The 25303-nt window shown below is 36.2% G+C and carries 27 protein-coding genes; 17 read left to right on the top strand and 10 right to left on the bottom strand.

Features of this window, described 5'->3' with window-relative positions; translation table 11 throughout:
- The first annotated feature begins 66 nt into the window (after positions 1–66).
- Positions 67–657, top strand: a complete 591-nt coding sequence (locus tag RMA94_RS12460; protein WP_311083173.1) for a lecithin retinol acyltransferase family protein — start codon at positions 67–69, stop codon at positions 655–657.
- A 44-nt stretch (positions 658–701) separates the two neighbouring features.
- On the opposite strand, the gene RMA94_RS12455 is transcribed toward RMA94_RS12460, so the two are convergent.
- A complete protein-coding gene (locus tag RMA94_RS12455; RefSeq protein ID WP_014206572.1) occupies positions 702–1292 on the bottom strand; it encodes a YceI family protein in 591 nt (196 codons plus the stop codon).
- 213 nt (positions 1293–1505) lie between these two features.
- Here RMA94_RS12455 and RMA94_RS12450 point away from each other — a divergent pair, with 213 nt between their 5' ends.
- Entirely contained in the window at positions 1506–1913 is a 408-nt protein-coding gene (locus RMA94_RS12450; RefSeq protein WP_014206571.1) for an OsmC family protein, read from the top strand.
- Positions 1914–1968: 55 nt separating this feature from the next.
- Here the strand turns inward: RMA94_RS12450 and tkt are convergent, their stop codons facing one another.
- Positions 1969–3957 (bottom strand): transketolase, encoded by a 1989-nt coding sequence (tkt, locus tag RMA94_RS12445; protein WP_005076314.1) that lies wholly within the window; start codon positions 3955–3957, stop codon positions 1969–1971.
- Between the two features lie 536 nt (positions 3958–4493).
- Here tkt and metK point away from each other — a divergent pair.
- Positions 4494–5660: a methionine adenosyltransferase gene (metK, locus tag RMA94_RS12440; protein WP_005069601.1), complete on the top strand. Its 1167-nt coding sequence runs from the start codon at positions 4494–4496 to the stop codon at positions 5658–5660.
- A 128-nt stretch (positions 5661–5788) separates the two neighbouring features.
- On the opposite strand, the gene RMA94_RS12435 is transcribed toward metK, so the two are convergent.
- Positions 5789–6037: a hypothetical protein gene (locus RMA94_RS12435; protein WP_002121448.1), complete on the bottom strand. Its 249-nt coding sequence runs from the start codon at positions 6035–6037 to the stop codon at positions 5789–5791.
- Between the two features lie 259 nt (positions 6038–6296).
- On the opposite strand from RMA94_RS12435, the gene RMA94_RS12430 reads away from it, so the two are divergent.
- The gene (locus RMA94_RS12430; protein WP_014206566.1) at positions 6297–6488 is read left to right on the top strand and encodes a hypothetical protein; all 192 of its coding nucleotides are present in this window, start codon (positions 6297–6299) and stop codon (positions 6486–6488) included.
- 66 nt (positions 6489–6554) lie between these two features.
- Here the strand turns inward: RMA94_RS12430 and RMA94_RS12425 are convergent, their stop codons facing one another.
- Positions 6555–7121 (bottom strand): FxsA family protein, encoded by a 567-nt coding sequence (locus RMA94_RS12425; protein ID WP_014206565.1) that lies wholly within the window; start codon positions 7119–7121, stop codon positions 6555–6557.
- Positions 7122–7537: 416 nt separating this feature from the next.
- Between RMA94_RS12425 and RMA94_RS12420 the strand changes: the two genes are divergently transcribed.
- On the top strand, positions 7538–8359 hold the full coding sequence (locus RMA94_RS12420; RefSeq protein ID WP_032003497.1) for an OXA-213 family carbapenem-hydrolyzing class D beta-lactamase OXA-502: 822 nt from the start codon (positions 7538–7540) through the stop codon (positions 8357–8359).
- Between the two features lie 79 nt (positions 8360–8438).
- On the opposite strand, the gene RMA94_RS12415 is transcribed toward RMA94_RS12420, so the two are convergent.
- Both RMA94_RS12415 and RMA94_RS12410 read right to left on the bottom strand, forming a co-directional pair.
- Positions 8439–8984, bottom strand: coding sequence for an N-acetyltransferase family protein (locus RMA94_RS12415; protein WP_311083168.1), 546 nt, complete (start codon positions 8982–8984; stop codon positions 8439–8441).
- Entirely contained in the window at positions 8981–9574 is a 594-nt protein-coding gene (locus tag RMA94_RS12410) for an XRE family transcriptional regulator (RefSeq protein WP_311083167.1), read from the bottom strand. Before RMA94_RS12410 ends, RMA94_RS12415 begins: the two co-directional genes overlap by 4 nt.
- A 196-nt stretch (positions 9575–9770) precedes the next feature.
- On the opposite strand from RMA94_RS12410, the gene ruvC reads away from it, so the two are divergent.
- The gene (gene ruvC, locus RMA94_RS12405) at positions 9771–10316 is read left to right on the top strand and encodes a crossover junction endodeoxyribonuclease RuvC (protein ID WP_311083164.1); all 546 of its coding nucleotides are present in this window, start codon (positions 9771–9773) and stop codon (positions 10314–10316) included.
- A gap of 3 nt (positions 10317–10319) precedes the next feature.
- Here ruvC and RMA94_RS12400 read toward each other — a convergent pair whose 3' ends face one another.
- A complete protein-coding gene (locus tag RMA94_RS12400; RefSeq protein WP_311083162.1) occupies positions 10320–11780 on the bottom strand; it encodes an NAD(P)H-hydrate dehydratase in 1461 nt (486 codons plus the stop codon).
- Between the two features lie 26 nt (positions 11781–11806).
- Between RMA94_RS12400 and queG the strand changes: the two genes are divergently transcribed.
- Together queG and bioB are read left to right on the top strand one after the other, a co-directional pair.
- The gene (gene queG, locus RMA94_RS12395) at positions 11807–12907 is read left to right on the top strand and encodes a tRNA epoxyqueuosine(34) reductase QueG (protein ID WP_311083160.1); all 1101 of its coding nucleotides are present in this window, start codon (positions 11807–11809) and stop codon (positions 12905–12907) included.
- Positions 12908–12994: 87 nt separating this feature from the next.
- The gene (gene bioB, locus RMA94_RS12390; protein ID WP_005069622.1) at positions 12995–13984 is read left to right on the top strand and encodes a biotin synthase BioB; all 990 of its coding nucleotides are present in this window, start codon (positions 12995–12997) and stop codon (positions 13982–13984) included.
- A gap of 48 nt (positions 13985–14032) precedes the next feature.
- Here bioB and RMA94_RS12385 read toward each other — a convergent pair whose 3' ends face one another.
- Together RMA94_RS12385 and RMA94_RS12380 are read right to left on the bottom strand one after the other, a co-directional pair.
- The gene (locus RMA94_RS12385) at positions 14033–14245 is read right to left on the bottom strand and encodes a hypothetical protein (RefSeq protein WP_002121471.1); all 213 of its coding nucleotides are present in this window, start codon (positions 14243–14245) and stop codon (positions 14033–14035) included.
- 63 nt (positions 14246–14308) lie between these two features.
- On the bottom strand, positions 14309–14659 hold the full coding sequence (locus tag RMA94_RS12380; protein WP_017386793.1) for a hypothetical protein: 351 nt from the start codon (positions 14657–14659) through the stop codon (positions 14309–14311).
- A gap of 409 nt (positions 14660–15068) precedes the next feature.
- Between RMA94_RS12380 and RMA94_RS12375 the strand changes: the two genes are divergently transcribed.
- From RMA94_RS12375 to RMA94_RS12345, 7 genes are all read left to right on the top strand, one after another.
- The gene (locus tag RMA94_RS12375; protein WP_014206555.1) at positions 15069–15641 is read left to right on the top strand and encodes a fimbrial protein; all 573 of its coding nucleotides are present in this window, start codon (positions 15069–15071) and stop codon (positions 15639–15641) included.
- 73 nt (positions 15642–15714) lie between these two features.
- Positions 15715–16458 carry a molecular chaperone gene (locus RMA94_RS12370; RefSeq protein WP_119685489.1) on the top strand — a complete coding sequence of 248 codons (744 nt, stop codon included), beginning with the start codon at positions 15715–15717 and terminating at the stop codon, positions 16456–16458.
- A gap of 139 nt (positions 16459–16597) precedes the next feature.
- Positions 16598–19054: a fimbria/pilus outer membrane usher protein gene (locus RMA94_RS12365; protein ID WP_311084029.1), complete on the top strand. Its 2457-nt coding sequence runs from the start codon at positions 16598–16600 to the stop codon at positions 19052–19054.
- Positions 19051–20070 (top strand): fimbrial protein, encoded by a 1020-nt coding sequence (locus RMA94_RS12360; RefSeq protein ID WP_130172765.1) that lies wholly within the window; start codon positions 19051–19053, stop codon positions 20068–20070. Before RMA94_RS12365 ends, RMA94_RS12360 begins: the two co-directional genes overlap by 4 nt.
- Positions 20071–20632: 562 nt before the next feature.
- The gene (locus tag RMA94_RS12355; RefSeq protein ID WP_130172766.1) at positions 20633–20812 is read left to right on the top strand and encodes a hypothetical protein; all 180 of its coding nucleotides are present in this window, start codon (positions 20633–20635) and stop codon (positions 20810–20812) included.
- Between the two features lie 83 nt (positions 20813–20895).
- Entirely contained in the window at positions 20896–21894 is a 999-nt protein-coding gene (locus tag RMA94_RS12350) for an AraC family transcriptional regulator (protein WP_130172966.1), read from the top strand.
- A 103-nt stretch (positions 21895–21997) separates the two neighbouring features.
- Positions 21998–22624 (top strand): sterol desaturase family protein, encoded by a 627-nt coding sequence (locus RMA94_RS12345; RefSeq protein WP_206215988.1) that lies wholly within the window; start codon positions 21998–22000, stop codon positions 22622–22624.
- A 65-nt stretch (positions 22625–22689) separates the two neighbouring features.
- Here RMA94_RS12345 and RMA94_RS12340 read toward each other — a convergent pair whose 3' ends face one another.
- Positions 22690–23541 carry a LysR family transcriptional regulator gene (locus tag RMA94_RS12340; RefSeq protein ID WP_017482306.1) on the bottom strand — a complete coding sequence of 284 codons (852 nt, stop codon included), beginning with the start codon at positions 23539–23541 and terminating at the stop codon, positions 22690–22692.
- Between the two features lie 94 nt (positions 23542–23635).
- On the opposite strand from RMA94_RS12340, the gene RMA94_RS12335 reads away from it, so the two are divergent.
- A complete protein-coding gene (locus RMA94_RS12335) occupies positions 23636–24565 on the top strand; it encodes a DMT family transporter (RefSeq protein ID WP_311083156.1) in 930 nt (309 codons plus the stop codon).
- 225 nt (positions 24566–24790) lie between these two features.
- Entirely contained in the window at positions 24791–25255 is a 465-nt protein-coding gene (locus tag RMA94_RS12330) for a hypothetical protein (RefSeq protein ID WP_311083155.1), read from the top strand.
- The last annotated feature ends 48 nt before the right edge of the window (positions 25256–25303 follow it).

Here is a 25303-nt window from a genome sequence, read left to right as displayed (position 1 = left end):
TATTGGTTATAATGTTTAGCAGCTTTTCAATAAAAGCCATTTACACTTTATTGGATCAGCGTAAGCATGCAACAACCGAATAAACACTACCCTTTAGGGGCTCACCTTATCGTAAAGCATCTCGGCTATAGCCATCATGGTATATATGCAGGGAGAGGTCGAGTTATCCATTATTCCGGCTTAGCTCATTTCATCAAAAAACGCCCGATTGAAATCACGTCAATAGATGCTTTCTCGCATGGCAAAAAAATACACGTCCGTTCTTATGACAAACCTCGTTATAAAGGAAAGATTGTTGTTCGCCGAATGCGTTCACGTATGCATGAAAACCACTATCATTTGATTATTAATAACTGTGAACATCTATGTAGTTGGGCAATTACGGGCATTGAAAGTAGCACTCAAGTTGAACGTATGATGCATCGCTTAACGACTATTGGCTATGTAAGCTCAATCATGAGCTATATGAATGGTATGATGCTCACCGTTGCAACTACATGTTTTGCTCTGGTTCTTTATATTAAAAAGAAACTGCGCGATCAGGCAAAAAGAAAAGTCCCTACTTACCAGTTCTTAAGAGAAAAATCGCAGAAAAGAAATATCGATCCTTCAGCGCCTCTAGTATTTATAGACCCAGATAAAAAAGAGCCAGTCTAAATAAAAAGCCCTCATATTTGAGGGCTTTTTAGAAAACTTATAACTTATTTTTTAGTTGCATTAGCGGCAGTTGCTTCAGTCGTAATGTTTACAGTGATCTTATCGCCAACATTAGGCACATAACTTCCTAAACCAAAGTCAGAACGCTTGAATGAAGTTGTAGCATTAAAACCAATCGCTGGAACTTTAGCCATTGGGTGCTCGCCTTGCTTGTTTAAAACAGCGTCAAGTACAACTGGCTTAGTTACGCCTTTAACAGTCAAATCACCAGTAATTTTGAAATGCTTTTTATCTTTAGTTTCTACTTTCGTACTTTTAAACGTAATATTTGGATATTTAGCAGTATTAAACCAAGCTTCTTCTTGGAACTCTTTATCTAAAGCAGGTACGTTTGTATTTACACTGCTTAAAGGAATAGTCACATTTACAGATGAGTTTGCTGGTTTAGCATTATCAACTTTAATTACACCTTGGATATCCGAGAAGTTGGCGCTTGGAGTAGAGAAACCAAAGTGATTCCATGAGAAAACAGTAGCTGTATGTGTTGGGTCAATTTTGTAATCTACTGGTGCAGCTAAAGTAACTGAACTAGCCAATGCTACTGCCAAACCAAAGCTTAATGTTTTAAGATGCATTTTTCGTATCCTTTATTGATATAGTCGTTAGTGTATACATCAAGTAATTTAATTCACTATTCTTTATAAAACGATATGTTTCATCTATGCAACAATAAAAGCGTTACAGTTATTATTTAAAACTAATATTATAAAGTATAGATATTCTTCTATTCGAAGCTTCAGATTTATTAATTTTTCTTGCGATTTTATTGATGAATAACAAGGTAAAACATGGTTAATACGGCCCAAGCACAAAGTACTTCCACTCCATATCGGGTAACTCTCACCGATCCTTCAGGCCATCAATGGTTTGCAGATGAACCAACTGATAAAGGTGGACAAGATACAGCTCCGAACCCAGTTCAGATTTTATTATCCGCTTTAGGAGCTTGTACCACCATTACTTTAGAAATGTATGCGAATCTTAAAGGAATTAAGCTAGATCATGTTCAAGTGGATTTAGCATTAAACCCAAATGGCGAACCTGAGAAAGGCCAAAATAATATTGAACGGAAAATCACACTCAAAGGCGAGTTTACTGAAGACCAGCATAAGCGATTACTAAAAGTTGCAGAGAATTGCCCTATTCATAAGTTATTAACCTCTCAGATTAATATCCAAACAGAACTCACTATTTAACCTCTCAAATAAAAAAGCGCTCTAGATAGAGCGCTTTTTTACACTACTTTAATAGTTAAGCAGTTAATTCTTTTACGGCTGCAACAACAGCTTCAGTCGTAATACCAAAGAATTGGAACAAATCTTTTGCTGGTGCAGACTCACCATAAGTTGTCATACCAATTACTTTGCCATCAAGACCAACAAATTTCCACCAGTAATCAACATGAGCTGCTTCAACAGCAACACGCGCACGGATATGAGCTGGCAATACTGCTTCACGGTATGCGGCATCTTGCTTCATAAATTCTTCTGCACATGGCATAGAAACTACACGCACACCTTCAAGTTGTGCATAAGCTTCCATTGCTAAAGAAATTTCTGAACCAGTTGCAATAATAATCGCTTTTAATTCGCCTTTTTCTTGAGCAAGTACATAACCGCCTTTTGCAGCGTTTTGAATTTGCTCTTCAGAACGTGTTTGGAATGGTAAGTTTTGACGAGAGAAAATAAGTGCTGTAGGGCCATCTTTGCGTTCTAAAGCAGATTTCCAAGCAATTGCAGTTTCTACAGTATCCGCAGGGCGCCATGTATTTAAGTTAGGTGTACCACGTAATGAAGCAATTTGTTCAATCGGTTGGTGAGTTGGACCATCTTCACCCAGACCGATTGAGTCATGTGTATAAACATGAATTACACGTTGTTTCATTAATGCAGACATACGTACTGCATTACGTGCATATTCCATAAACATTAAGAATGTTGCAACGTAAGGAACAAAACCGCCATGTAATGCAACGCCATTAGCGATCGCAGTCATACCGAATTCACGTACGCCATAGTAGACATAGTTACCAGCTGGGTTTTCTTGAACACCTTGGCAACCTTTCCAAAGTGTTAAGTTAGAACCTGCTAAGTCAGCAGAACCACCTAACAATTCAGGTAATAAAGGACCAAATGCTTGTAATGTATTTTGGCTTGCTTTACGAGTTGCAATTGTCTCGCCTTTCGCATTTGTTTCACGAATGAAAGCATCTGCTTGCGCTGCAAATTCTGCTGGTAAGTCACCACTGATACGACGAAGTAACTCAGCCGCTTCAGTTGGATATTTTGCTTGATATTGTGCAAATACCGCATTCCAAGCTGCTTCAGATTCACTACCTTTTGCTTTTGCATCCCATGCAGCATATACATCAGCAGGAATAACAAATGCTTCTTCGTTCCAGCCTAATGCTTCACGAGTTAAAGTAATTTCATCTTTACCTAATGGCGCACCATGACAGTCTTCTTTACCCTGCTTATTCGGTGAACCTAAACCAATAATCGTTTTACACATAATGATTGTTGGTTTCTGAGTTTCAGCTTTTGCTTCGATTGTCGCTTGACGAATCGCATCAGCATCATGACCATCTACACGAAGAACTTGCCAACCATAGGCTTTGAAACGCTCTTCTGTATCGTCGCTGAACCAGCCTTCTACTTCACCATCAATTGAAATGCCATTATCATCATAATAAGCAATCAATTTACCAAGTTGTAAGGTGCCAGCTAAAGAACATACTTCATGAGAAATACCTTCCATTAAACAGCCATCACCTAAGAAACAGTAAGTGAAATGGTCAACAACTTTTAAATCATCTTTATTAAATTGAGCAGCCAATGTTTTTTCTGCTAAAGCAAAACCAACAGCATTAGCAATACCTTGACCTAAAGGACCAGTTGTCGTCTCTACACCCGGTGCATAGCCATATTCAGGATGACCAGGAGTTCTAGAATGCAATTGACGGAACTGTTTTAAATCTTCAATTGAAAGATCATAACCTGTTAAATGAAGCAAAGCGTATTGCAACATTGAGCCATGGCCATTTGATAAAACGAAACGGTCACGGTTTGCCCATTGTGGATTTGTTGGGTTGTGATTTAAAAACTCACGCCAGACGACGTCAGCAATATCTGCCATCCCCATTGGAGCACCTGGATGCCCTGAGTTTGCTTGTTGCACAGCATCCATTGCCAATACACGAATTGCATTTGCAATACGACGTTCGTTTAAAGGGGTCGTCATAGATCAGAATCCAATTTTAATAGATTGATGAAAAGAAGAAGATGAATAACCATTCAATGCCGCTATATTGTCTTAAAAAAAAGGCTTAGGGTAAACCCCAACACGGTATATTTCTTTATTTTTAACCGTTTCTTGGTTACACAAAAAACATTTGAATCTTTAAGTTATACAAAACAGTGTTCATTTTTCTGCACAACGACTAAATGTAAGCACATTAATCTTGTTAGCTTTTGATATATAGATAAAATAATTAGCTAATCTTGTATACGTTTATCATGTTTCTTTACTTTAAAATTCAAATTTTGATATTTAAGATTTTTATTAAGTTATATGTTTAAAAAACACACTAGCAACAAGTTGTTAAAATATAAATACTTTAAATTAAAGCTTTCTATATCAATTTTGCTAATACACTTATCAATTAAAACACACTATAAATGAAATAAATTCATGCTTTTTAGTCAGTATGAACTGGTCCTCAAGCTCAAGTCGATGTAACATATTATGTCTTTTGAAATAACCAAGATAGGACTTTCATGCGCGAGTACGCTGTTTTTACCTCGGAATCTGTAAGCGAAGGTCATCCCGATAAAATGGCCGACCAAATTAGCGACGCTATTTTGGATGCAATCTTAAAAGAAGACCCATACGCACGTGTTGCTTGTGAAACACTGGTAAAAACAGGCGCTGTTGTACTTGCTGGTGAAGTAACAACGACTGCTAATATTGATGTTGAAGCTGTTGTTCGTAATACTGTTAACGGTATTGGTTATCACCACTCTGATCTTGGCTTTGATGGATCAACGTGTGCTGTAATCAATATGATTGGTAAACAATCACCTGAAATTGCTCAAGGTGTAGACCGTCAAAAACCAGAAGATCAAGGTGCTGGTGATCAAGGCCTAATGTTCGGTTATGCAAGCCGTGAAACAGACGTGCTTATGCCTGCGCCGATTTCTTATGCTCACCGCTTAATGGAGCGTCAAGCTGAACTTCGTCGTTCAGGTGCCCTTCCATGGTTACGCCCAGATGCAAAAAGCCAAGTTACTTTTGCCTATGAAAATGGCAAGCCTGTACGTCTAGATGCTGTTGTTTTATCTACTCAGCACGATCCTGAAATTTCTCAAAGCCAGCTTAAAGAAGCAGTTATTGAAGAAATTATTAAACCGATCATTCCTGCTGAAATGTTCCATGCAGCTACTAAGTTTCACATTAACCCAACAGGTATGTTCGTTATTGGCGGCCCTGTAGGTGACTGTGGTTTAACAGGTCGTAAAATTATTGTTGATACATACGGCGGTATGGCTCGTCACGGCGGTGGTGCTTTTTCTGGTAAAGATCCATCTAAAGTTGACCGTTCTGCTGCTTATGCTGGTCGTTATGTTGCAAAAAATATTGTAGCTGCTGGTCTTGCTGACAAATGTGAAATTCAAGTGAGTTACGCAATTGGTGTAGCAGAACCTACTTCAATTTCAATTAACACCTTTGGTACAGCAAAAGTTTCTGATGAGTTGATTATTCAACTTGTACGTGATCATTTCGATTTAAGACCATTTGGTATTACTCGTATGTTGGATCTTCTTCAACCAATGTACAAACAAACTGCGGCTTATGGTCACTTTGGTCGCGAAGGTTCTGACTCTGCATTTACTTGGGAAAAAACTGATAAAGTTGATGCCCTTAAAGATGCTGCTGGCCTCTAAAATAAAATCGTAAAAAAGCCCGCCATTGAGCGGGCTTTTTTATTTATAGTTCAAATTTTATGGTATGTAGGGTTTAATCTTCTAGCAATCATCCTTGACGCCATATCATTTGTAGCTGTAATCAAAATCTATTGTCTTGTCGTTTTATCATCCTGATTTAATACATCCAGTAAAGTTGACTGCGTTGGAGTATCTTGATGGTTCTGGATATAAATATGGACAACTTTAAATACAACGACAACAGCTAGACAAGCCATCACACAAAACATCCATAAGCCATACGGGCTTCGAATATGTTGTGAACCACAATATGGACATGATTTATCAGTCGATGCCACAACTTTGTCGCAACACGCACAATGGTATTGATATAGCATAGGTAACCCTCCTTCCCTCATTTCAACCGTTGTTGTTTTAATAGGTTTGCTACATTTTTTAATTTATACATCCTTTATATTTATCCTATGTGAAATGAATAGATAATTCAATCTGGATGAACAATTGAGTCAATTAAAAAATATTAATTAAAAACATATATATAAGTTAAATATTATTTTTATAGAACTATTTTTCTTATTTTGATATTTTGCCAAATTTGTTAAAATAAGCGAATAATCTCACATTTTAGGCAAATGCATGTCACATACAAAGCTCATTAATAAAGGTGGGTTTCGCGAACGAGCCAACCGAAGCCGAGGTTATCAACAATCTGAAAATAAGCAAACAGCCTTAGCTTCAAACAAATACCAACCTCAAACAAAACCACAAGAAAGCCCAACTGAATTGCCTCAAACAGATTCTGCTGTGACTGAATCTCTAACTAAATAATTTGTATCTTCTTAAAATAAAAAAGGCCTAAACTTTGGAGGTTTAGGCCTGTAGATAAGGTATTTATTAATCCTTATTTTTATGTTCAATTTTCTTATGATCTGGAGTGACTTCTCGCGCTTCTCCGTCAATAATACTTGAATCACGGTATTGACCTTGACTGCCCCCACCTTGTTGATTCTGCATATCTTGCATTTGGCGCATTAGATCAGCAAATGGATTTTGCCCACCCATATTACTGCCCATACCCCCCATCATTTTATCCATCATAGCTTGTTGGCGTTTTGCAAGAGTTCTCATGGCTATATTACGGAAAGCAGTTTGAACACCAGGGATCAAAATTAAAACCGCTAACACATCAGAAACAAGGCCTGGCAACATTAATAAGAAACCTGCAAAAGCATAAGCAAGTTTTTTAGTTACTGTTGGGTCATTACCGAGTTGGCCAGTCATCTGCATTTGCTGTAATTGAGGCATAATACCAGCAGTACTTCTGCGAATAAGCCCCAAACCAATAAAGAAAGCAAGAATGAACCAAAAGAACACATACCATCCACTGATGAACTGTGCTACGCCAATCCATACGGCAATTTCAACAATCGCGCCCAGAACTACAATAAGAAGTAAATTCATGTAAAACTTTATCTATCTCAAAAAGAAAATTCATTGCAGTTTATTTGCCCCAACCCTATCGAAACAGCCAGAGTCTGCAATACTAGAGTACATTTGATTTTAACTCGATAAAAACAAACATGCTTTATTATTAATGAGTGCTGTATCAAGTTTATCAAGTGCGACTTCAATTAGATTTTAATTTTTTTACTCTAGTTAAACGAAAAGTCCTTCAAGAAAGCAGTTTTTTAGTCTAGTTGAAAACTTAGGTTCTTAGAAAAATTGGATATATTCCTTTATTTATATAGTTGTTTTATAAAATTTAAAAAAGTAGTGCATAGATATAGAATTTCCTAAATAACTTACATTTTCTCTATCTAAAAGTACCTCTATTCAAGTTAAATTAAAGAATAATTCTTTTAAACCCACATAAACTCATGACTAAAAAAGCTCTTTTCTTTGCCATTGGTACGATGTTTTTGTCGGCATGTTCTTTTAATACCGTACAACAACATCAAATACAGTCAATTTCTACCAATAAAAACTCAGAGAAAATTAAATCATTGTTTGATCAAGCACAAACTGAAGGTGTTTTAGTTATAAAACGTGGGCAAACAGAGGAAATCTATGGCAATGATCTTAAAAGATCATCAACCGAATATGTTCCCGCCTCTACCTTTAAAATGTTAAATGCTTTGATTGGACTTGAGCATCATAAAGCAACACCAACTGAAGTGTTTAAATGGGATGGGCAAAAGCGTTTGTTTCCTGATTGGGAAAAGGACATGACTCTAGGCGATGCGATGAAAGCTTCTGCTATTCCAGTTTATCAGGAACTAGCTCGACGAATTGGCCTTGATCTTATGTCTAAAGAGGTAAAACGCATTGGTTTCGGTAATGCTGATATTGGTTCAAAAGTAGATGATTTTTGGCTTGTTGGTCCACTTAAAATTACACCTCAACAAGAAGCCCAGTTTGCTTATGAACTAGCCCATAAAACTCTTCCTTTTAGCAAGAATGTGCAAGAACAAGTTCAATCTATGCTGTTCATAGAAGAAAAAAATGGACGGAAAATTTATGCCAAAAGTGGTTGGGGATGGGATGTGGAGCCTCAAGTGGGCTGGTTAACAGGCTGGGTCGTTCAACCTCAAGGAGAAATTGTAGCGTTCTCACTCAATTTAGAAATGAAAAAAGGCATACCTAGTTCTATTCGAAAAGAAATTGCTTATAAGGGATTAGAGCAGCTAGGTATTTTATAATTTGAACTTTATAGCCCAGCTTATATTCATCCTTATAAACTGGGTTATTTTAAAACTTGAAATTTGAAAACCTTATTATTTATCCGTCAACTGGGGTATGTGGTGTATTTAAATTTAACTGATAGAAAGCAGCATCTAACCATTGACCAAACTTAAAACCGACTTGCTTAAAAGTACCTGCATGAATAAAGCCCATTTTTTCATGTAAACCGATACTTGCTTGGTTGGTTGCATCAATACAGCCTATCAATACATGTAAGTCTGCCTGTTGAGCACGCTTAATCAATTCTTGCATTAAAATTTTGCTTAATCCGCCGCCACGATGTTCATGATGAATATAAATACTATGTTCGACCGTATATTTATAGGCAGGAAAAGCTCTAAAAGTTCCCCAACTTGCAAAACCTAATAACTTGTTTGTCTCATCTACAATACCAATGACAGGAAAACCATTTTCTCTTTTAACTGCAAACCAGTTTTTCATCGACTCTTCAGAGCGCGGCAAATAGTCATACAAAGCAGTAGAATTGATAATTGCTTCATTCAAGATATTTAATATAGCCTTTGCATGTGTAGCTTCATGACAATCGATTAAACGTAAATTTGGATTAAGATTTTTAATCATGAAGATTCCTTAAGAATAGAGACGAGCTCATTACATACAACTAAAATATATCGAGCAGCTTTATAAGAAGGATTGCTATATATGATCGGTTGATCTAATTGCATCGCCAAACAATCCCCCTCTTGTAAAGCATAAAAGTTTTCACCCAATTGAATATCAATTTGCCCCTCTATTACCCAAATTTGCTGTAATACAACTTTAGAATTCGTACTTGTTTCATAAGTAACTCGGGACTGGGCTGGAAATTCAATTTCAACGATCTGAAATGGAGATTTCCAATTTGGAGGCGAAACTTGACGGCGAATATATCCCGTTTCTGGATCTTTCCATTCTGCTTGTTGAGTACGCCGTACCATAGGTTGAGGCGATTGAGTATTCTGGGGCGAATCAAATAGCTGAGTCAAAGGCACCCCTAAACCATTTGCTAGCTTTTCAAGAACAACAGCTGTAGGGCTCGCTTCTCCTCTTTCAATGAGTGAAATTGCAGAACGGCTTACCTGACATCGACTAGCAAGAATATCTAGGGTATATCCACGCGCTAGACGTATTTCACGCACTTGCTGCGCAATGCGGATATTAATATCTTCCATCGACCGATAAACTTTAATTCCAAAATTATAGATAAGTATTCCACTAAAATAGAATTACATCAAATGATTTTAAAGATATAAATTGGTTCGATAAAACCGAAAAATAACCATTCATCGCAGCATTCTTTAAATTACGCATGCAGAACCTTTTTGGCTATGTAACAATACTCTCTAAACTATTTATATAAGTCTTCACATGGCATTGATTATTGGTATTGACCCGGGTTCACGCTTAACAGGTTATGGAATCATTGAAAAAGATGGTAGTAGACTACGTTTTGTTGATGCCGGTACAATCCGAACAGAGACTCAAGAAATGCCAGAACGCTTAAAACGTATTTTTGCTGGCGTTGAGCGAATTGTGAAATTCCATGGTCCAACTGAAGCTGCAGTTGAGCAAGTCTTTATGGCTCAAAACCCAGACTCTGCCTTAAAATTAGGACAAGCCCGTGGTGCTGCCATAGCCGCATTAGTGAATTTAGATTTACAAGTTGCAGAATACACTGCCCGCCAAATTAAACAGTCTGTGGTTGGTTATGGCGCTGCCGATAAAGAACAAGTCCAAATGATGGTGATGCGTTTACTTAATTTGACCATTAAACCTCAATCCGACGCAGCCGATGCCCTTGCTGCCGCTATTTGCCATGCTCACGCATCAGGAAGTATGAGCAAACTTTCTGTTTTAAATGCCTTAGGTGGTATGGCACGTGGGCGAAGTCGGTCTAGCAGTCGCAGACGTTAAAACTTATTGATTTACGACCTGAGTAATGATTTGATTCATTTGGTAGGCCTGTAAGCCACGCATACCTTGTTTTGCAAGTTCATCACCTGCTTGAGCATGAAGGGTAACAATCTCATGTAATGCAATACCTTTGTGAAATTGGGCTTTTAAGCTCGCAATCATTCCTGCTAACACATCTCCCATTCCACCAGTTCCCATACCAGCATTACCTTGCGTGCAGATATACAAATTATCTTCTAAAATTAAGCTACCCGCTCCTTTAAGTACCCACTGGCCTGCATATTTTTGCTGTAAGGCATAAATTGCAGCAATTCGGTCATTTTCAATTTGCGCTGTAGAGCAACCAAGTAAAGTAGCAGCTTCTCCAGGATGAGGTGTGGCATAAATATGTGTATTTAACTTTTCAGGCTGTTTAGCCAGAAACCATAAAGCATCTGCATCTAAAACAATTTCTAGGCGTGTACTTTGATTTAACAAATTAAACCATTGTTGGTAAATCTGCTTTGCCCAATCGTCACGGCCTAATCCCATTCCAAAGCATATTGCATCGATCTGAGATAGAATCTCTTTAATATTGTTTTCATCTAAAGCATTAATATCACGAAGCATAATATTAGGTGCCCGCGACAAAATGGCCTGATGATGGTTGCGATGACAAACCACTGTCACTTTGCCTGCACCTGCATGAAAGGCAGCTTCAGCAGCCATAATGACTGCTCCACCCATTTGCTCATGTCCACCAATCACTAAAACATGCCCGTAGCTTCCCTTATGCCCAAATGCCATACGCTGAGGAAGTTTAATGTTTGTGGGTGACAAATAAGCTAAGGATTTCAACTCGTTGTCTATAGGAATTAGACTAACTAAATGAACTTGTCCCGCATATTCTTTTCCTTGTCCTGTAAATAATCCAGCTTTAAGTCCTAAAACAGTAAAGGTATGATCAGCTCTCACTGCACAAGGTAAGACTTGCCCTGTATTTGCTTGTAAACCGCTAGGTATATCAACTGAAATTTTTAGACCAGATTGTTCATTAAACTTTTGAATTACTTGTTGCCAATCTATATTTAATTCTCGGTTTAAACCTATGCCAAATAAAGCATCAATATGACAATCAAATGTTCTTTTAATATCAAAATTTGGATGAATTTGGGCTTTCATTTCTCTAGCAAATTGCGCTGCACAATGTAAATCGGTTGACTCACCCAATTGAGCCGCAAATATTCCAACCTGAAATCCAGCTTGTTTAAGGTAACTTGCTATAAAGTAACCATCACCTGCGTTATTGCCTTGTCCGCACCAAATAGCAATATTCTTAATAGCCCGATCGTTAAAAAGCTCAATAAGTTGCTGGGCAATTGACCAAGCCGCTTGCTGCATTAAACCTAAGGAGGAGTTTTGCGCAGCAAACCAGCGCCGCTCCCATGCTCGAATATCATCGCTATGGTAAACTACCGCCTGCATATTATTATCCTCTTGCATTTTGGTTTATGACATCTTCCGACACATCACGCATTACAGTGCAACAAATTGATCCACATGAATTAAAAGCATGGATCAAAGCTCAAGCATTAGACTTGGGTTTTGCTGATTGTGTCATCGCAAAACCAGATGCTCAAGAGCAAATGCCACGTTTTTTAGAGTATCTTGAACGTGGTTATCATGCAGACATGACCTATTTAGAAGAAAATCTAGAAAAGCGAGCTGATCCAACACTATTAGTGCCTGGTACAAAAAGTATTATTTGTGTCCGCATGAATTATCTTGTGGAATCTCCAAAGCCTCGATATGTACCTTTAGAGCCTAATTCTGCCATTATCGCCCGCTATGCACGTGGCCGTGATTACCATAAAGTCATGCGTGGTAGATTGAAAACGCTAGCAACACGAATTCGTGAAAAAGTTGGTGACTTTGAATCTCGTCCTTTTGCAGATTCGGCGCCTATTTTTGAAAAATCATTAGCTGAAAGTGCTGGAATGGGTTGGACAGGTAAACACACTTTGCTCATTCATAAAAAGTCAGGTTCTTTTTTCGTATTAGGTGAGCTATTTACATCACTCGAGCTACCTTTCGACGAGCCTGCAACAGCACATTGTGGTTCTTGTAGCGCTTGTATTGATATTTGCCCGACGCAAGCAATTGTCGAGCCTTACATGCTAGATGCAAGACGTTGTATTGCTTATTTAACTATCGAATATAAAGGAATTATTGCTAAAGAATTACGTGCAGGTATTGGAAACCGAATATTTGGTTGTGATGACTGCCAGTTAATTTGTCCTTGGAATAGCTTTGCTAAAACAGCATCTATTTCTGATTTTAATCCTAGACATGGATTAGATAATATTAGTCTGCTTGATATCTGGCAGTGGGATGAAGCCACTTTTTTAGCCAATACGGAAGGTAGCCCTATCCGCCGGACAGGTTATCAATCATTTAAACGTAATATTGCAATCGGATTAGGAAATGCTCCTTATTCAAAAGAAATTGTAGATCAACTACAAAATGGCAAAAATTTACATGACGAAATCGTCAATGTGCATATTGATTGGGCAATTGAACAGCAACTTAATCAACTTCAGCTATCAAATTAAAAAAATGATGTTTTTTGCCCTATAGCTTTAATACGAATTCTGTATGATTATGTATAGTGAATTAATGCCATCATCATGGATATGACAATGACTCTACGTAATGATTGGAATCGTGAAGAAATCCAAGCTTTATATGAACAACCTTTTTTGGATTTAGTTTTCAAGGCTCAGCAAGTACATCGTGAGCACTTCACCGCCAATTCAATTCAGGTCAGTACCCTTTTATCTATTAAAACGGGTAAATGTCCTGAAGATTGCAAATACTGCTCACAATCGGCACATTACGAATCAAAACTAGAAGCAGAAAAACGTATTGCTGTAGAAAAAGTGATTAGTGAAGCGAAAGCTGCAAAAGATTCAGGTTCTTCACGTTTTTGTATGGGTGCTGCTTGGCGTAACCCACATGAGCGCGATATGCCTTATGTTTTAGAAATGGTACGCGAAGTTAAAGCATTAGGTATGGAAACCTGTATGACTTTAGGGATGCTTAACCAATCTCAAGCAGAACGCCTAAAAGTTGCTGGTTTAGATTACTACAACCACAATTTAGATACATCTCGTGAGTATTATTCTCACATTATTAGTACTCGTACTTTTGATGACCGTTTAAATACCCTTGATTATGTTCGTCAAGCTGGTATGAAAGTTTGTAGTGGCGGTATTGTGGGTTTAGGCGAAAGTCGTGAAGACCGAATTGGTTTATTACATGAACTAGCTACCCTACCAATTCATCCTGAATCTGTGCCAATCAATATGCTTGTTCCTATTGAAGGAACACCTTTAGCTGATGTTGAAAAGCTTGATGTAATTGAGTGGATTCGTACTATTGCTGTGGCGCGTATTATCATGCCTCATAGTTATATCCGTCTCTCTGCGGGCCGCGAATCATTAAGTGATTCAGACCAAGCATTAGCATTTATGGCAGGTGCAAACTCATTATTCTCTGGTGATAAACTACTAACTACACCAAATGCTGGTGAAGGTAAAGACCAAGCTTTATTTAATAAACTAGGTTTAACGGCTGAAAAACCAAAGCCAACAGTTGCTGATTTATCAGTAGATGCAATGAGTGCTTAACTCAAATTAGAAAATTTAAAAGCCCTGATTATTCAGGGCTTTTTTCATTTATATAGAAGTTACTAATATTCCGTAAGTAGCATTTAGAAAGGTTCCGACTCGAATAATATCCTTTCCTGCTGCATGCGTTACTGTGAATTCTTGGCTCAACACATCAAAATTAAAAGAATCAAAAACATCTTGATGGTGTAAAAGCCAAGTCACTGTATCTGCTACATTCTCATCCGCAATATAAGTTAAGGCCTTAAAGTCTTTACTCATAAACAACTCTTAAAAATAAATTTTATGAATTTTATATGAGTTCACTCTACCTTAAAAGAAAATCTAAGCTGCTTTAGGATTTACTAACGAATGACCTGATAACAGACTTGCCAAGGCTTGAGGTGTAAATTCTAAAGAAAGTACATGATTTTTGAGATTGACTGAATGCTTGCTAATTAATGGAAGTAAGCCATCTTCTGTTTCAAAGACATATTCATCTGCAATATTTAAGATACCTTCAAGGTTTGTCGTACTTGAAGCAAGATCATGGCTAAAGATGTCATAAATCGTTTGCAAGTTAAACGTTGTTTGCTGCTCCGTCGGATGCTTGATGAGATAATCCTTTAAAAATAAAACTAATTTATGAGCAAAGAAAAAGTAATTAGGTTTATAGCTATACTTCATAGTATTCATGGAACTGAACTCCAGATTATCTTTTATTGAATTACAACTAAAACAGTAGGAATTGAACCTTAAAAAATTCTTAAAAAATTAAATATATTTATAAGATATACACAAAACAATTTTATCATTAAAAAACAATGGCTTAATCAAAAATATTAGATGTATATTATCTTAAATATTTTAAAATTTCATTAATTCAATAAAATACAATTACTTAGATATTACTATTTTTTAAATTCCATTTTAAATAAAAACTAATTAATTATTTTACCAAATGATAAAAAATAAATTTTTTAATTTTTATTAATAAAAACAATTGATCAAAATATATATAAATATAATGTTTTTCTTGTTTTTTGATTGAAAAGTGATATATTTCCTTCGCCTTACTTAATCAGAATAAACTTACTGAAAAGTAATGGATTTTATTTTAAAAAGCTATTCTGGGGATTTTATGAAAAAATTTATTTTTGTGGCGGCAGTTTCTCTCTTAAATATAGCAAATGCACAAGCAGCAGATGGCACAATTACTATTAATGGTCTTGTCACGGATAATACTTGTACTATTGATACTGGAGATAAAAATTTAACAATCAATTTGCCTACTGTTTCATCTCAAACCTTAAAAAATGCTGGTGATGTAGCTGGTCGTACACCTTTTCAAATTAATTTAACGAACTGTACCGCTGCAGGTAAAGTCGCAACTTATTTTGAACCAGGCGCAACCGTTGACTTTAATACGGGTCGTTTATTAAACCAAGCAACTTCTGGTGCAGCAACAAATGTAAATATTCAGTTACTTGGCAGTAATAACGCTGTAATTCCTGTACTTGCTACAAGCACAAATGAAACTCAAACGAATTCACAATGGGTAAATGTTTCAGCAGGCGGTAGTGCTGATCTTAACTATTATGCTGAATATTATGCTACAGGTGCTTCTACTGCTGGTACGGTAACATCGCAAGTAAAATACACGATCATTTATCAATAAACTTAAAATTGAAGCTTCTATTCATGAATAGAAGCTATCTCCTTCCTATTATTTGTTATTGAGAATATGACTGATGCTTTTTCGTGGTCGTAAATTTTTTTGGGGATTAGTTTGTCTGCAAGTAGCGCTCACTACTACAGGTCATGCTGAGATTGTTTTACATGGTACTCGTGTCATTTATCCTTCAAATGCCCGTGAGATCACATTACAACTGAGTAATAACGGCACGGCCCCGTCTCTTGTTCAAGCATGGATCGATGATGGAAATGCAAAGTCAACACCAGATGAAACAAATGTACCTTTCATTATTACTCCACCAATTTCAAGAGTAGAAGCAACTAAGGGGCAAACCTTAAGAATTACAGCGTTGCCTACTACATCTCAACTAAGCCAACAACAAGAATCTATTTTTTGGCTTAATGTTTTAGATATCCCTCCTAAACCTGAAGGGAGAACTCAACAAGGTCAAACCACAACAACCTCTAACAATTTTTTGCAACTCGCTGTTCGTTCGCGAATTAAATTTTTTTACCGCCCTATAGATCTAAAAGAAAATATTGATCAACTAAGTGACAAAGTCGAGTGGAAAATAAATGATCAATATCTAATGATAAAAAATCCGACACCTTTTTTTCTTACTATTACCTCCATTTTTCAAGGAAGTGAAGGCCATAAAACAGACTTATTGCAACAAGGCTTAATGATTGCCCCTTATTCAGAGGATAAAATTAAACTAAAAAATAAAAACTTAGCAGATATGAGCTTTGTGTATATCAATGATTACGGTGGACGAATTGAGCACCCAATAAAATTCTAACCTCATTGTATTACTTAAAAAAATTTAAAACCTATCATGAATAGGCTCTAGAACTATGTCTAAATGGTTTATACCTTATATATGTTTAAAAAGCCCCTTTACTTGGTATGTCGTCTCAAGTATTACGCTATTCATGCCTATGGCTATATATGCTGAAAATACTAGTGATGTTCCACATTTTACGAAGGCTGAATTTGATAGCAATTTCTTAGTAGGTAATGCACAAAAAATTGATATAGCTCGTTTCAAATACGGCAACCCGATCTTGCCTGGTGAATATAGCTTAGATGTTTATATTAATGGTCAATGGCTGGGTAAACGGCGTATGCGATTTACTGCCTCAGCTCCTAACACAAATGCTGAAACATGTTTTACAGAAGCCACGTTGCTTGAATATGGCGTAAAAGCTGATGTTCTAAGTCAACATGACTCTAATTCATCTCTTTCATGTAAAGCTCTCGCGTCATGGATAGATAGTGCTTTTTATGTATTTGATAGTTCCCGTTTAAGAATTGATATTTCGATCCCGCAAGTCGTCTTAGAAAAAAATCCGCAAGGTTATATCGATCCACATTTGTGGGATCGTGGTATTAATGCAGCTTTTTTAAGCTATAACGCCACAGCATATCGAATAGTCAATGAACAACATGCAAATAGTTATGCTTTTATGGGAACCAATCTTGGAGCAAATTTAGCAAGTTGGCAGTTTCGCCATAATGGACAATGGAAATGGCAAAGCCAATCTAATTCTCAATCTAATAATTCTTCTTATACCTCGACAAATACATATATACAAAAAGCGTTTCCCGATATTCACGGTGTTGTGACTTTAGGAGATTATTTTACTAATAGCGATTTTATTGACTCTTTACCCTATCGTGGAATGAATATTTCAAGTGATGACAGAATGCTTCCAAATAGTATGCTTGGTTATGCTCCAAGAGTTCGAGGTTATGCCAAAACCAATGCAAAAGTCGAAGTTAGACAACAAGGTAATTTAATTTACCAAACCACAGTCCCACCAGGAAACTTTGAAATTAATGATCTCTATCCCACAGGATTTGGAGGTGAGTTACAAGTTTCGGTACTTGAATCTAATGGAGTAGTTCAAAAATATTCTATTCCATATGCTTCTGTAATTGAAATGCTACGCCCTCAAATGAGCCGATATTCATTCACGTTAGGGCAATTTCGAGACCCAAACATTAAGTTAACTCCATGGCTAATACAGGGTAAATATCAACGCGGAATCAATAATTACCTTACAACTTATAGCGCAATTCAAGGAACGCAGCAGTATTTCTCTGTATTGTTAGGTACAGCTTTTTCAACGCCTATTGGCGCTATTTCTTTTGATGCAACTCAGTCAAATGCCAGTTTTTCCCATTCAACTAAAATGACAGGGCAAAGTTATCGTCTAAGTTACAATAAGTTATTTGCTCCAACGCATACTAACCTAACACTAGCAACTTATCGTTATTCAACACAAAACTATCTCAAACTGCGTGACGCAATTTTAATTCAAGACTTACAAGAGCAAAATATTGATAGTTTTTCGGTAGGTAAGCAAAAAAGTGAATTCCAGATTAATTTAAATCAAGCTCTTCCAAACCAATGGGGAAATTTCTATTTAGTAGGTTCGTGGACAAACTATTGGAACCAGTCTACTACTAATAAGCAATTCCAATTAGGTTATAGCAACCAATTTAAAGATTTAACTTATAGTTTCTCTGCAATTAATAGTGAAACTATTGAAGCTGGTGGGCGAGCTGACCAAGATACTCAATACCTCATTTCTCTATCCTTTCCCTTAGATTTTAAGAAAAGCTCTTTAAATTTAAATAGTCTTCTAAGTAAAGATAGCCAAATTTTGAGTTTTAGCGGTTTTACAGGAAACCGTTTGAATTACGGCGCATCAATTTCTAGTCAAGACCATGGTCAAACAAACCTCAACATTAATGGCAACTATAAGACAAACTACACAACATTAGGTGCTTCATTCAGTTACGCCAACTCATATCAACAAGAAATGCTTAACTTGAGTGGCAATATTGTTGCCCATTCCCAAGGAATTCTGTTTGGGCCAGATCAAGCTCAAACAATGGTTTTAGTTTATGCACCAGATGCAACAGGAGCACAAGTCGGTAATACACCAGGACTCAGCATAAATAAAAAGGGATATGCGGTTATCCCCTATGTTACACCTTACCATATGAATGACATTAGCCTTGATCCGCAAAACATGTCTACACAGGTTGAGCTAGCTGAAAGTAGCTTACGTATTGCTCCCTATGCAGGCTCAATCACTAAAGTTCAATTCACAACAAAAAAAGGTTACGCACTTTTTATTAGCCCAACCACTTTAGATGGCTCACATTTGCCTTTTGCCGCACAGGTATATAACCAAAATAACGAAGTGATAGGTATTGTTGCGCAAGGCAGCCGTATTTATTTACGAACCCCCTTAACCCACGACCGTTTATATGTGAAATGGGGAGAAAGAAGTACTGAAAAATGCGAACTTGAATACGATATCACGGATCAAATAAAGCATAACAATCAATCAATTATTATGACAAAGGCGGTCTGTAAATGAATAAGATTTTAAAAAAAATTGGATTTTTGGCAGTGAGTCTATTTGCTTATAGCCATACAAATGCAAATTGTAATTTAAGTAAGGGATTTACCACCGTAGATATCCCGATGAACATTGGTAAAATCGTCGTAAAACCGACTGACCCTATAGGGACTATCTTACAAAGGAATACTTTTACGATTTCTCCCAATAATTCCACTGCAACATGTAGTCGTGCTAGTGATCAAATTATTGCGGCTCTCCCCTTAAATTATCCAGTTAGCCCAATAGGTAATAATGCATATGCAACCAATATTCCCGGTATTGGTATTCGTCTTTATCGTGAAGCAGCAGATGCTTCAGATTTTTCTGGGTATTATCCATATAGACGTACTTTAACCCCAAATACTGCATATACCCTTTCACCGGGATATTTTGTTATGGAAGTTATTAAAACATCCATGACCACAGGTTCAGGAGCATTAGTAGCAGGACGTTACAGCACCTATTATGTATCAGGTCAACAAAACCGACCATTTTTAACTACGACCATGTTAAGTAGTGCTCCTGTCTTGATCGCCTCCTCCTCATGTGAAATTCAAAATGGTGTAGATACACCCATTCAACTCCCCACTGTTACAAAGTCAGGTTTTAAAGCGATTGGTTCAACCCAAGGGGAACAGAATTTTAATCTATCGATCTTATGTAATGGGGGTGAAAACAACTCTGGTATCGCTACGAGCAATACGATCAGCTTAAGTTTTGATTATAATTCTGATACCTCCAATAATCAGGTGATTAACAACAGTGCTGCGAACTCAATCAAAGCTAACGGTGTGGGTGTTGAACTGCTCTGGAATATGAATGGAGCAAATAAGCCGATTCAAAAAGCAACCAAACTCAATATAGGTAACGTGAGTTCCAACCAAACTGTTGAATATGATATTCCTTTAACTGCCCGTTATTATCAGACCGCCACCAATGTGAACGCAGGTGAGGTTAAAGCCACAGCGACGGTGACTATTCAATATGATTAATTTATCTCTTAAAATTTATTAAAAATAATTAAGCTTAGCTCAGATAAATAATCTTAAAATTTAACGTTTCAAAAATTTTGTAGTTATATTAAAAAGTCACATAAAAAAATGCTCATAAGCAAAAATAGCATATGAGCATTAGTGACAACCACTTAACCTGAAATACAAATTGTGGGAAATAGATCACAATTTGCACAACTATAATTCCAAAATTTAGCTTAAAAATCAAGTCTCTTTTTTAACAAAAATTTAAATAATCTTACTAAGGCTTTGTTTTAAATAAATTAAAAAATGAATTTATTTTTTAAAGTCCTATTTTATAGTGTTTCTAAAGAATTATCATTCTATTAATTAATAAAAACTTAATTCAAAAAAAAGAAATAATTAGGTTACACATCTTAAGTAAAATTTTATTTATTTCAAACACTTAAACAAAATCAATAAAACTGTAATTTTAAAAAATTATAAAGAATTACATAATTCATAATAAAAAAAACATAAATAAATTTAGAAATCCCCTTCAATTACAAACAAGATCTTAGGCTTTTCACTAGAACGTAACATGCTCATTTTTTGGAAAATTTTATGTATTATATTATTAAGTCTAGGAGCCTTGAGCATAGGGTATGCAATTAGTAAACTTGATTTTTTTCTGTTTTTTATAGGCTTACTTTTCTTGCTATCTTTCATATTAGCCTTAAAACAAGCACGTGAAGATGCAGGTATCTTCCCTGATCCTTAAATATAAACTCCAAGGATATCGTATTAACCATGAAATCATGGTTGAATGCGTCCTATAATTTGCTGGGTAATTACAACAAAAATATGTCTAAAAGTTCTTCTGATGCTGGAATTTTTTTGTGGATGACCTATCAGACTATGCAACAGATGGGTTTAGATGCCGCATCTATATTTGCAAGTGTTAATTTACCCAATCAGCCACCAGATAAAAATGTTCGTAGAAATAATTCTACTCAAGAGAGATTCTGGACAGCTGCTGAACAAATAAGTAAAGATCCTGATATTGGCTTACATGTAGGCAATCAAATGCCTGCTTTTAGAGGCTTAGTCATTGAATATTTATTTTTAAGTAGTTCTACTTTTGGTGAAGGTTTACAACGTGCTTTAAGATATCAGGACCTGTTAACCGATGTATTTAATCTTTCTTTAATTGTTGAAAAAGATATCGCGTTATTAGTAGGTTTTGAACACCCTGTAAGACATTATCTTGAATGTGGCATCGGTATTTTTCTTAATTTTTTTAAATATATTACGAATAACGAGTTTAGGCCTAGCCAAATTACATTACCTTATGAACAAGGTGCTTCAGCTAATAATTATCAAGAAGCTTGGAAATGCCCGGTAATTTTAAACCAAAAACAAGGCGCTATAATTTTTCCTAGTACATTATTGAATAAAGCATCACCAGCGGCTGAACCTGAATTATTAAAAATTCATGAAACAATTGCTGAACAGCAACTATCAAACTTAGAAAAACATCAACTTGTTTATGCGATTGAGCGCTTGCTCAGCAATGGTTTACTTGAATCTGGTCAATTCGATCAAAAATTTATTGCTGAACAATTAAATCGTAACCCACGTACCCTTCGAGCTGATTTACAAGCAATTAATACTAATTACGAGAAAATTTTAAACCAGCATCGAGAGAAGCTTGCAAGACGATTACTTGCAAACACCAAAGAAACCCTTGATCAAATTGTTTATTTAACTGGCTTTTCTGAACCCTCTGCATTTACACGAGCTTTTAAACGTTGGACTGGTGAAACTCCAAGCGCATATCGCCAACGCAAACAAAAGCAATAAAATTGATTTTATAGGCAGTTCTTGGACTGCCTATAAAGTCAAAGCGATAAAACTTTCTTATTTTACAATGCATTTAAATTATGATTCATGAGAAGTAATTAGTATGCTCGGGTTTCCTGTCGGTATTTTTGTTGCAAATGGCCTTGAATGGTACTTCCATAAAGTTTGGTTACACGAATATCCAACCAAGTATCGTAACAGCCCTTTTTTTACTCATATTGCTCATCATAAACGTGCTCGCTTAAATAATTTTTATGATGAAGGTTATGCAGAATCAATGTTCAAAAATGCAGAAATTTATAATGAAAAAACAGCATTAATTAGTTTAGCTGGTGCTGCAACAGTATTCTTACCAGTAGCGCCCTTTTTTACAGCTGGGCTTTATTATGGCTTATGGAATTATTGGCGTGTGCATTCAAAAGCCCATTTAGACCCTGAATATGCTAAGAAACGCATCCCTTGGCACTATGATCATCATATGACAAGCAATCAAAATGCTAATTGGTGCGTTACCAAACCATGGTTTGACTATATTATGGGAACTAGGGTCAAAACCGAGGTATCTCAAACCGAAAGCAACCCCTTAGGTATCAAATTACCTAAGTTGATAGAAAAACCAATTAATTTTGCTGCTCGACGCATACTTGCCAAATCGTATGCCAAAATTGATTTAAACTCCGATCAGGACCAATCTAATTTACGTAGAGGAATAGAAGTCAGTCTGGCTTAAAATTTATCTCAATATAAAAGCTGCGGACTCCAGTAGCTTTTATATAAATGGATAGCATTAACACATTAGACCTTAAAAGCTTCAAAACAAGATATAAGAAAATCCATTACTACACGTATTGCAGGGCTATGTCGCAAATCTTCGTGTGTGACTAACCATATTTCAGCACTCATCGGATAATCATCTTGTAATCTGATCAAATTACTAAGAGCTCCTAAAAAATCAGGTAAGACCGCTAAACCAATTTCTCCACATGCAGCTCTCCACTGTAACTCGGGATTATTGGTAACCATTATCGGTTCTTTATGACTTAATCTTTCTTTTAATTTTTGTTGTTTTTGACCATGCACTCCACCCACTTCTACACTAATCCAATCATAATTTTCAGGATCTGTTGAAGCTAAATAATTTGGACCTGCATATATTCCAAAAGGTATTTCACCTACTTTTCGAGCAACTAAATTTTCATCCTTAGGACGTCCAAATCGTACCGCAATATCGGCCTCACTATGCTGTAAAGAAACATAATGAACATCACCGAGCACCCGTAATTTTAATTGCGGATAATGGCGATAAAATTTACCCAAATGAGGCATGATGAGATGTGCAGCAGTTAAAGGAGGCATACTAATAGAGACACTTCCCATTACTTCTTGCTGACCTGCTTGAGTTAAACGTTCAATAGAAAAAGTTTCTTCCATCATACGAGCAACTACTTGTGCAAGACGTTCTCCGTCAGGAGTCAGAATGTATGTCCGTGGTCTACGATCAACTAATTTAAGTTTTAAATTTTGTTCTAGCTGGGCAATTCTTCTAGATACAGTTGCATGATCTACTCCCAATTTTCTGGCAGCAGCAGAAAGTGACTTTTCTTCTGTAAAAACTGAAAAGTAATGCAAATTTTCCCAATCAATCATTGTGCAAATTTTCACATTAGAAGTGTATTAATATGGAATTGTACACCTTTATAGATTTGTCGAGAATAAAACCTTTCTTAATGGGAGCCTGTCCATGAACAGAACGGTGGCTTATGCCTATGCTGGTGTTGTCTTAACGATGTTTTTTTGGGGATCAGCATTTAATGCAATGTCTTATATTATTCAACATATGCCCCCGTTATCTGCTGCGTCTGAACGTTTTTTTACTGCAAGTCTAGGCTTACTCTTAATCTTTTCAATAACAGGCCAGCTTAGATGGACAGCCTTAAGACAGAATCTAGCTATCTATCTGATTATTGGTATTATCGGAATTGCGGGATTTAACATTGGCTGTTTTTATGGACTTCAAACCACATCAGCTGTTAACGGTGCTTTAATTATGGCAACCACGCCATTAATGACTCTATTAATGACAATCCTTTTAGATGGTGAAAAACTTACTACTAATAAATTCTTAGGCGTTTTATTTGGCTTAAGTGGCGTGTTACTGGTGATTAGTCAGGGACATATAACGACTTTGCTGCACCTCAAAATAGACATTGGAGATCTATTTATATTATTGGGCGCATTTGGGTTTTGTCTTGCAAATGTACTGTCTCGCCGTTATGTAAAAAATGCTACTCCCTTAGAAACAACAACTTTTTCTATGCTGTTCGGGGCAATAACACTTGGTTTGTTGAGTGTGATATTTGAAGATCCTCTTACAGCGATTACATCTACCCCTATAAATGCGCACTTAGCCATGGGATATGTTGTTATCTGCTCTACCATGATTGCTTATCTATTCTGGTTTAATGGCATACAAAAGTTAGGTGCTGGTCGTGCTTCTGTCTTTTTTAACTTTGTGCCAGTGTTCAGTATGATAATTGCTCTACTTACTGGACAAGCCCTTAATATCTGGCAATTAGTAGGAACAGTTTTAGTAATGCTTGGTGTAATGAGTAGCGGAGGATTTTTTAAAATTAAAAGCACTCCACTTATGGCAAAACATTGTACAAAATAAGAAATATGCTGCTACATTAAAAATCTATACTTAATATGTAGCAGCATTTCAAGTATATAAATTATTTCTTTAAATTCTTATATTTTCAAAATATTTTTTACATTTTTGATGGTTTATACAAAAGCTCATCTTAATTATTCCGTTGTAACAAATACTGTATGTTTCTTTAAAACTTAATAAAAGATTGCCATATATAGTTTTAAAACAACCAAAGGAGATATTAAAATGAAGCTGGATTTTACAACAATTGAAAAGCAAGCCAAATTGCTACAAGAAGAGCAAGAAAAGATCGAGCAACGTGATCATGAATTTCAAGTTGCTTTAGATAAACACAGAGAATCCCTTAAGAATTTATTTAAAGATCTTTTCTCTGACAAAGAAATTAAGACTGAAAATGGAGGTCACTTCTGTGTAACCTTCGGTGATTTCAAAATTTCCTTATTGATTGAAACTGCTAAATTTGAAAATGGCGTTCCTGTAAAATTAAACTCCGTAAACCCTGTTATTATTAAATGCAAGAAAGATAAGCCGATTGCAAAAGCACAGTTTACAGATGCAACCCAATATCTAGATAACCATTTAGACACCCCCAATTATCAGTATTATTTTAAGCAAGAAGATAAGACCCAACTGGTACAATTTTCTGAACTTCCCACTTATTTCCAACTTGTTTTAGACGCAAACGCATAAAATCGAGCCCTCTTCAGAGGGCTTTTTTATATATTATTTTTTTATCAT

The organism is Acinetobacter sp. V115_6 (genome assembly GCF_031799025.1).
In the GTDB taxonomy this organism is placed as follows: domain Bacteria; phylum Pseudomonadota; class Gammaproteobacteria; order Pseudomonadales; family Moraxellaceae; genus Acinetobacter; species Acinetobacter pittii.
The sequence above is the reverse complement of the archived record's forward strand: the minus strand, read 5'-3'. Positions and strand labels throughout refer to the sequence as shown.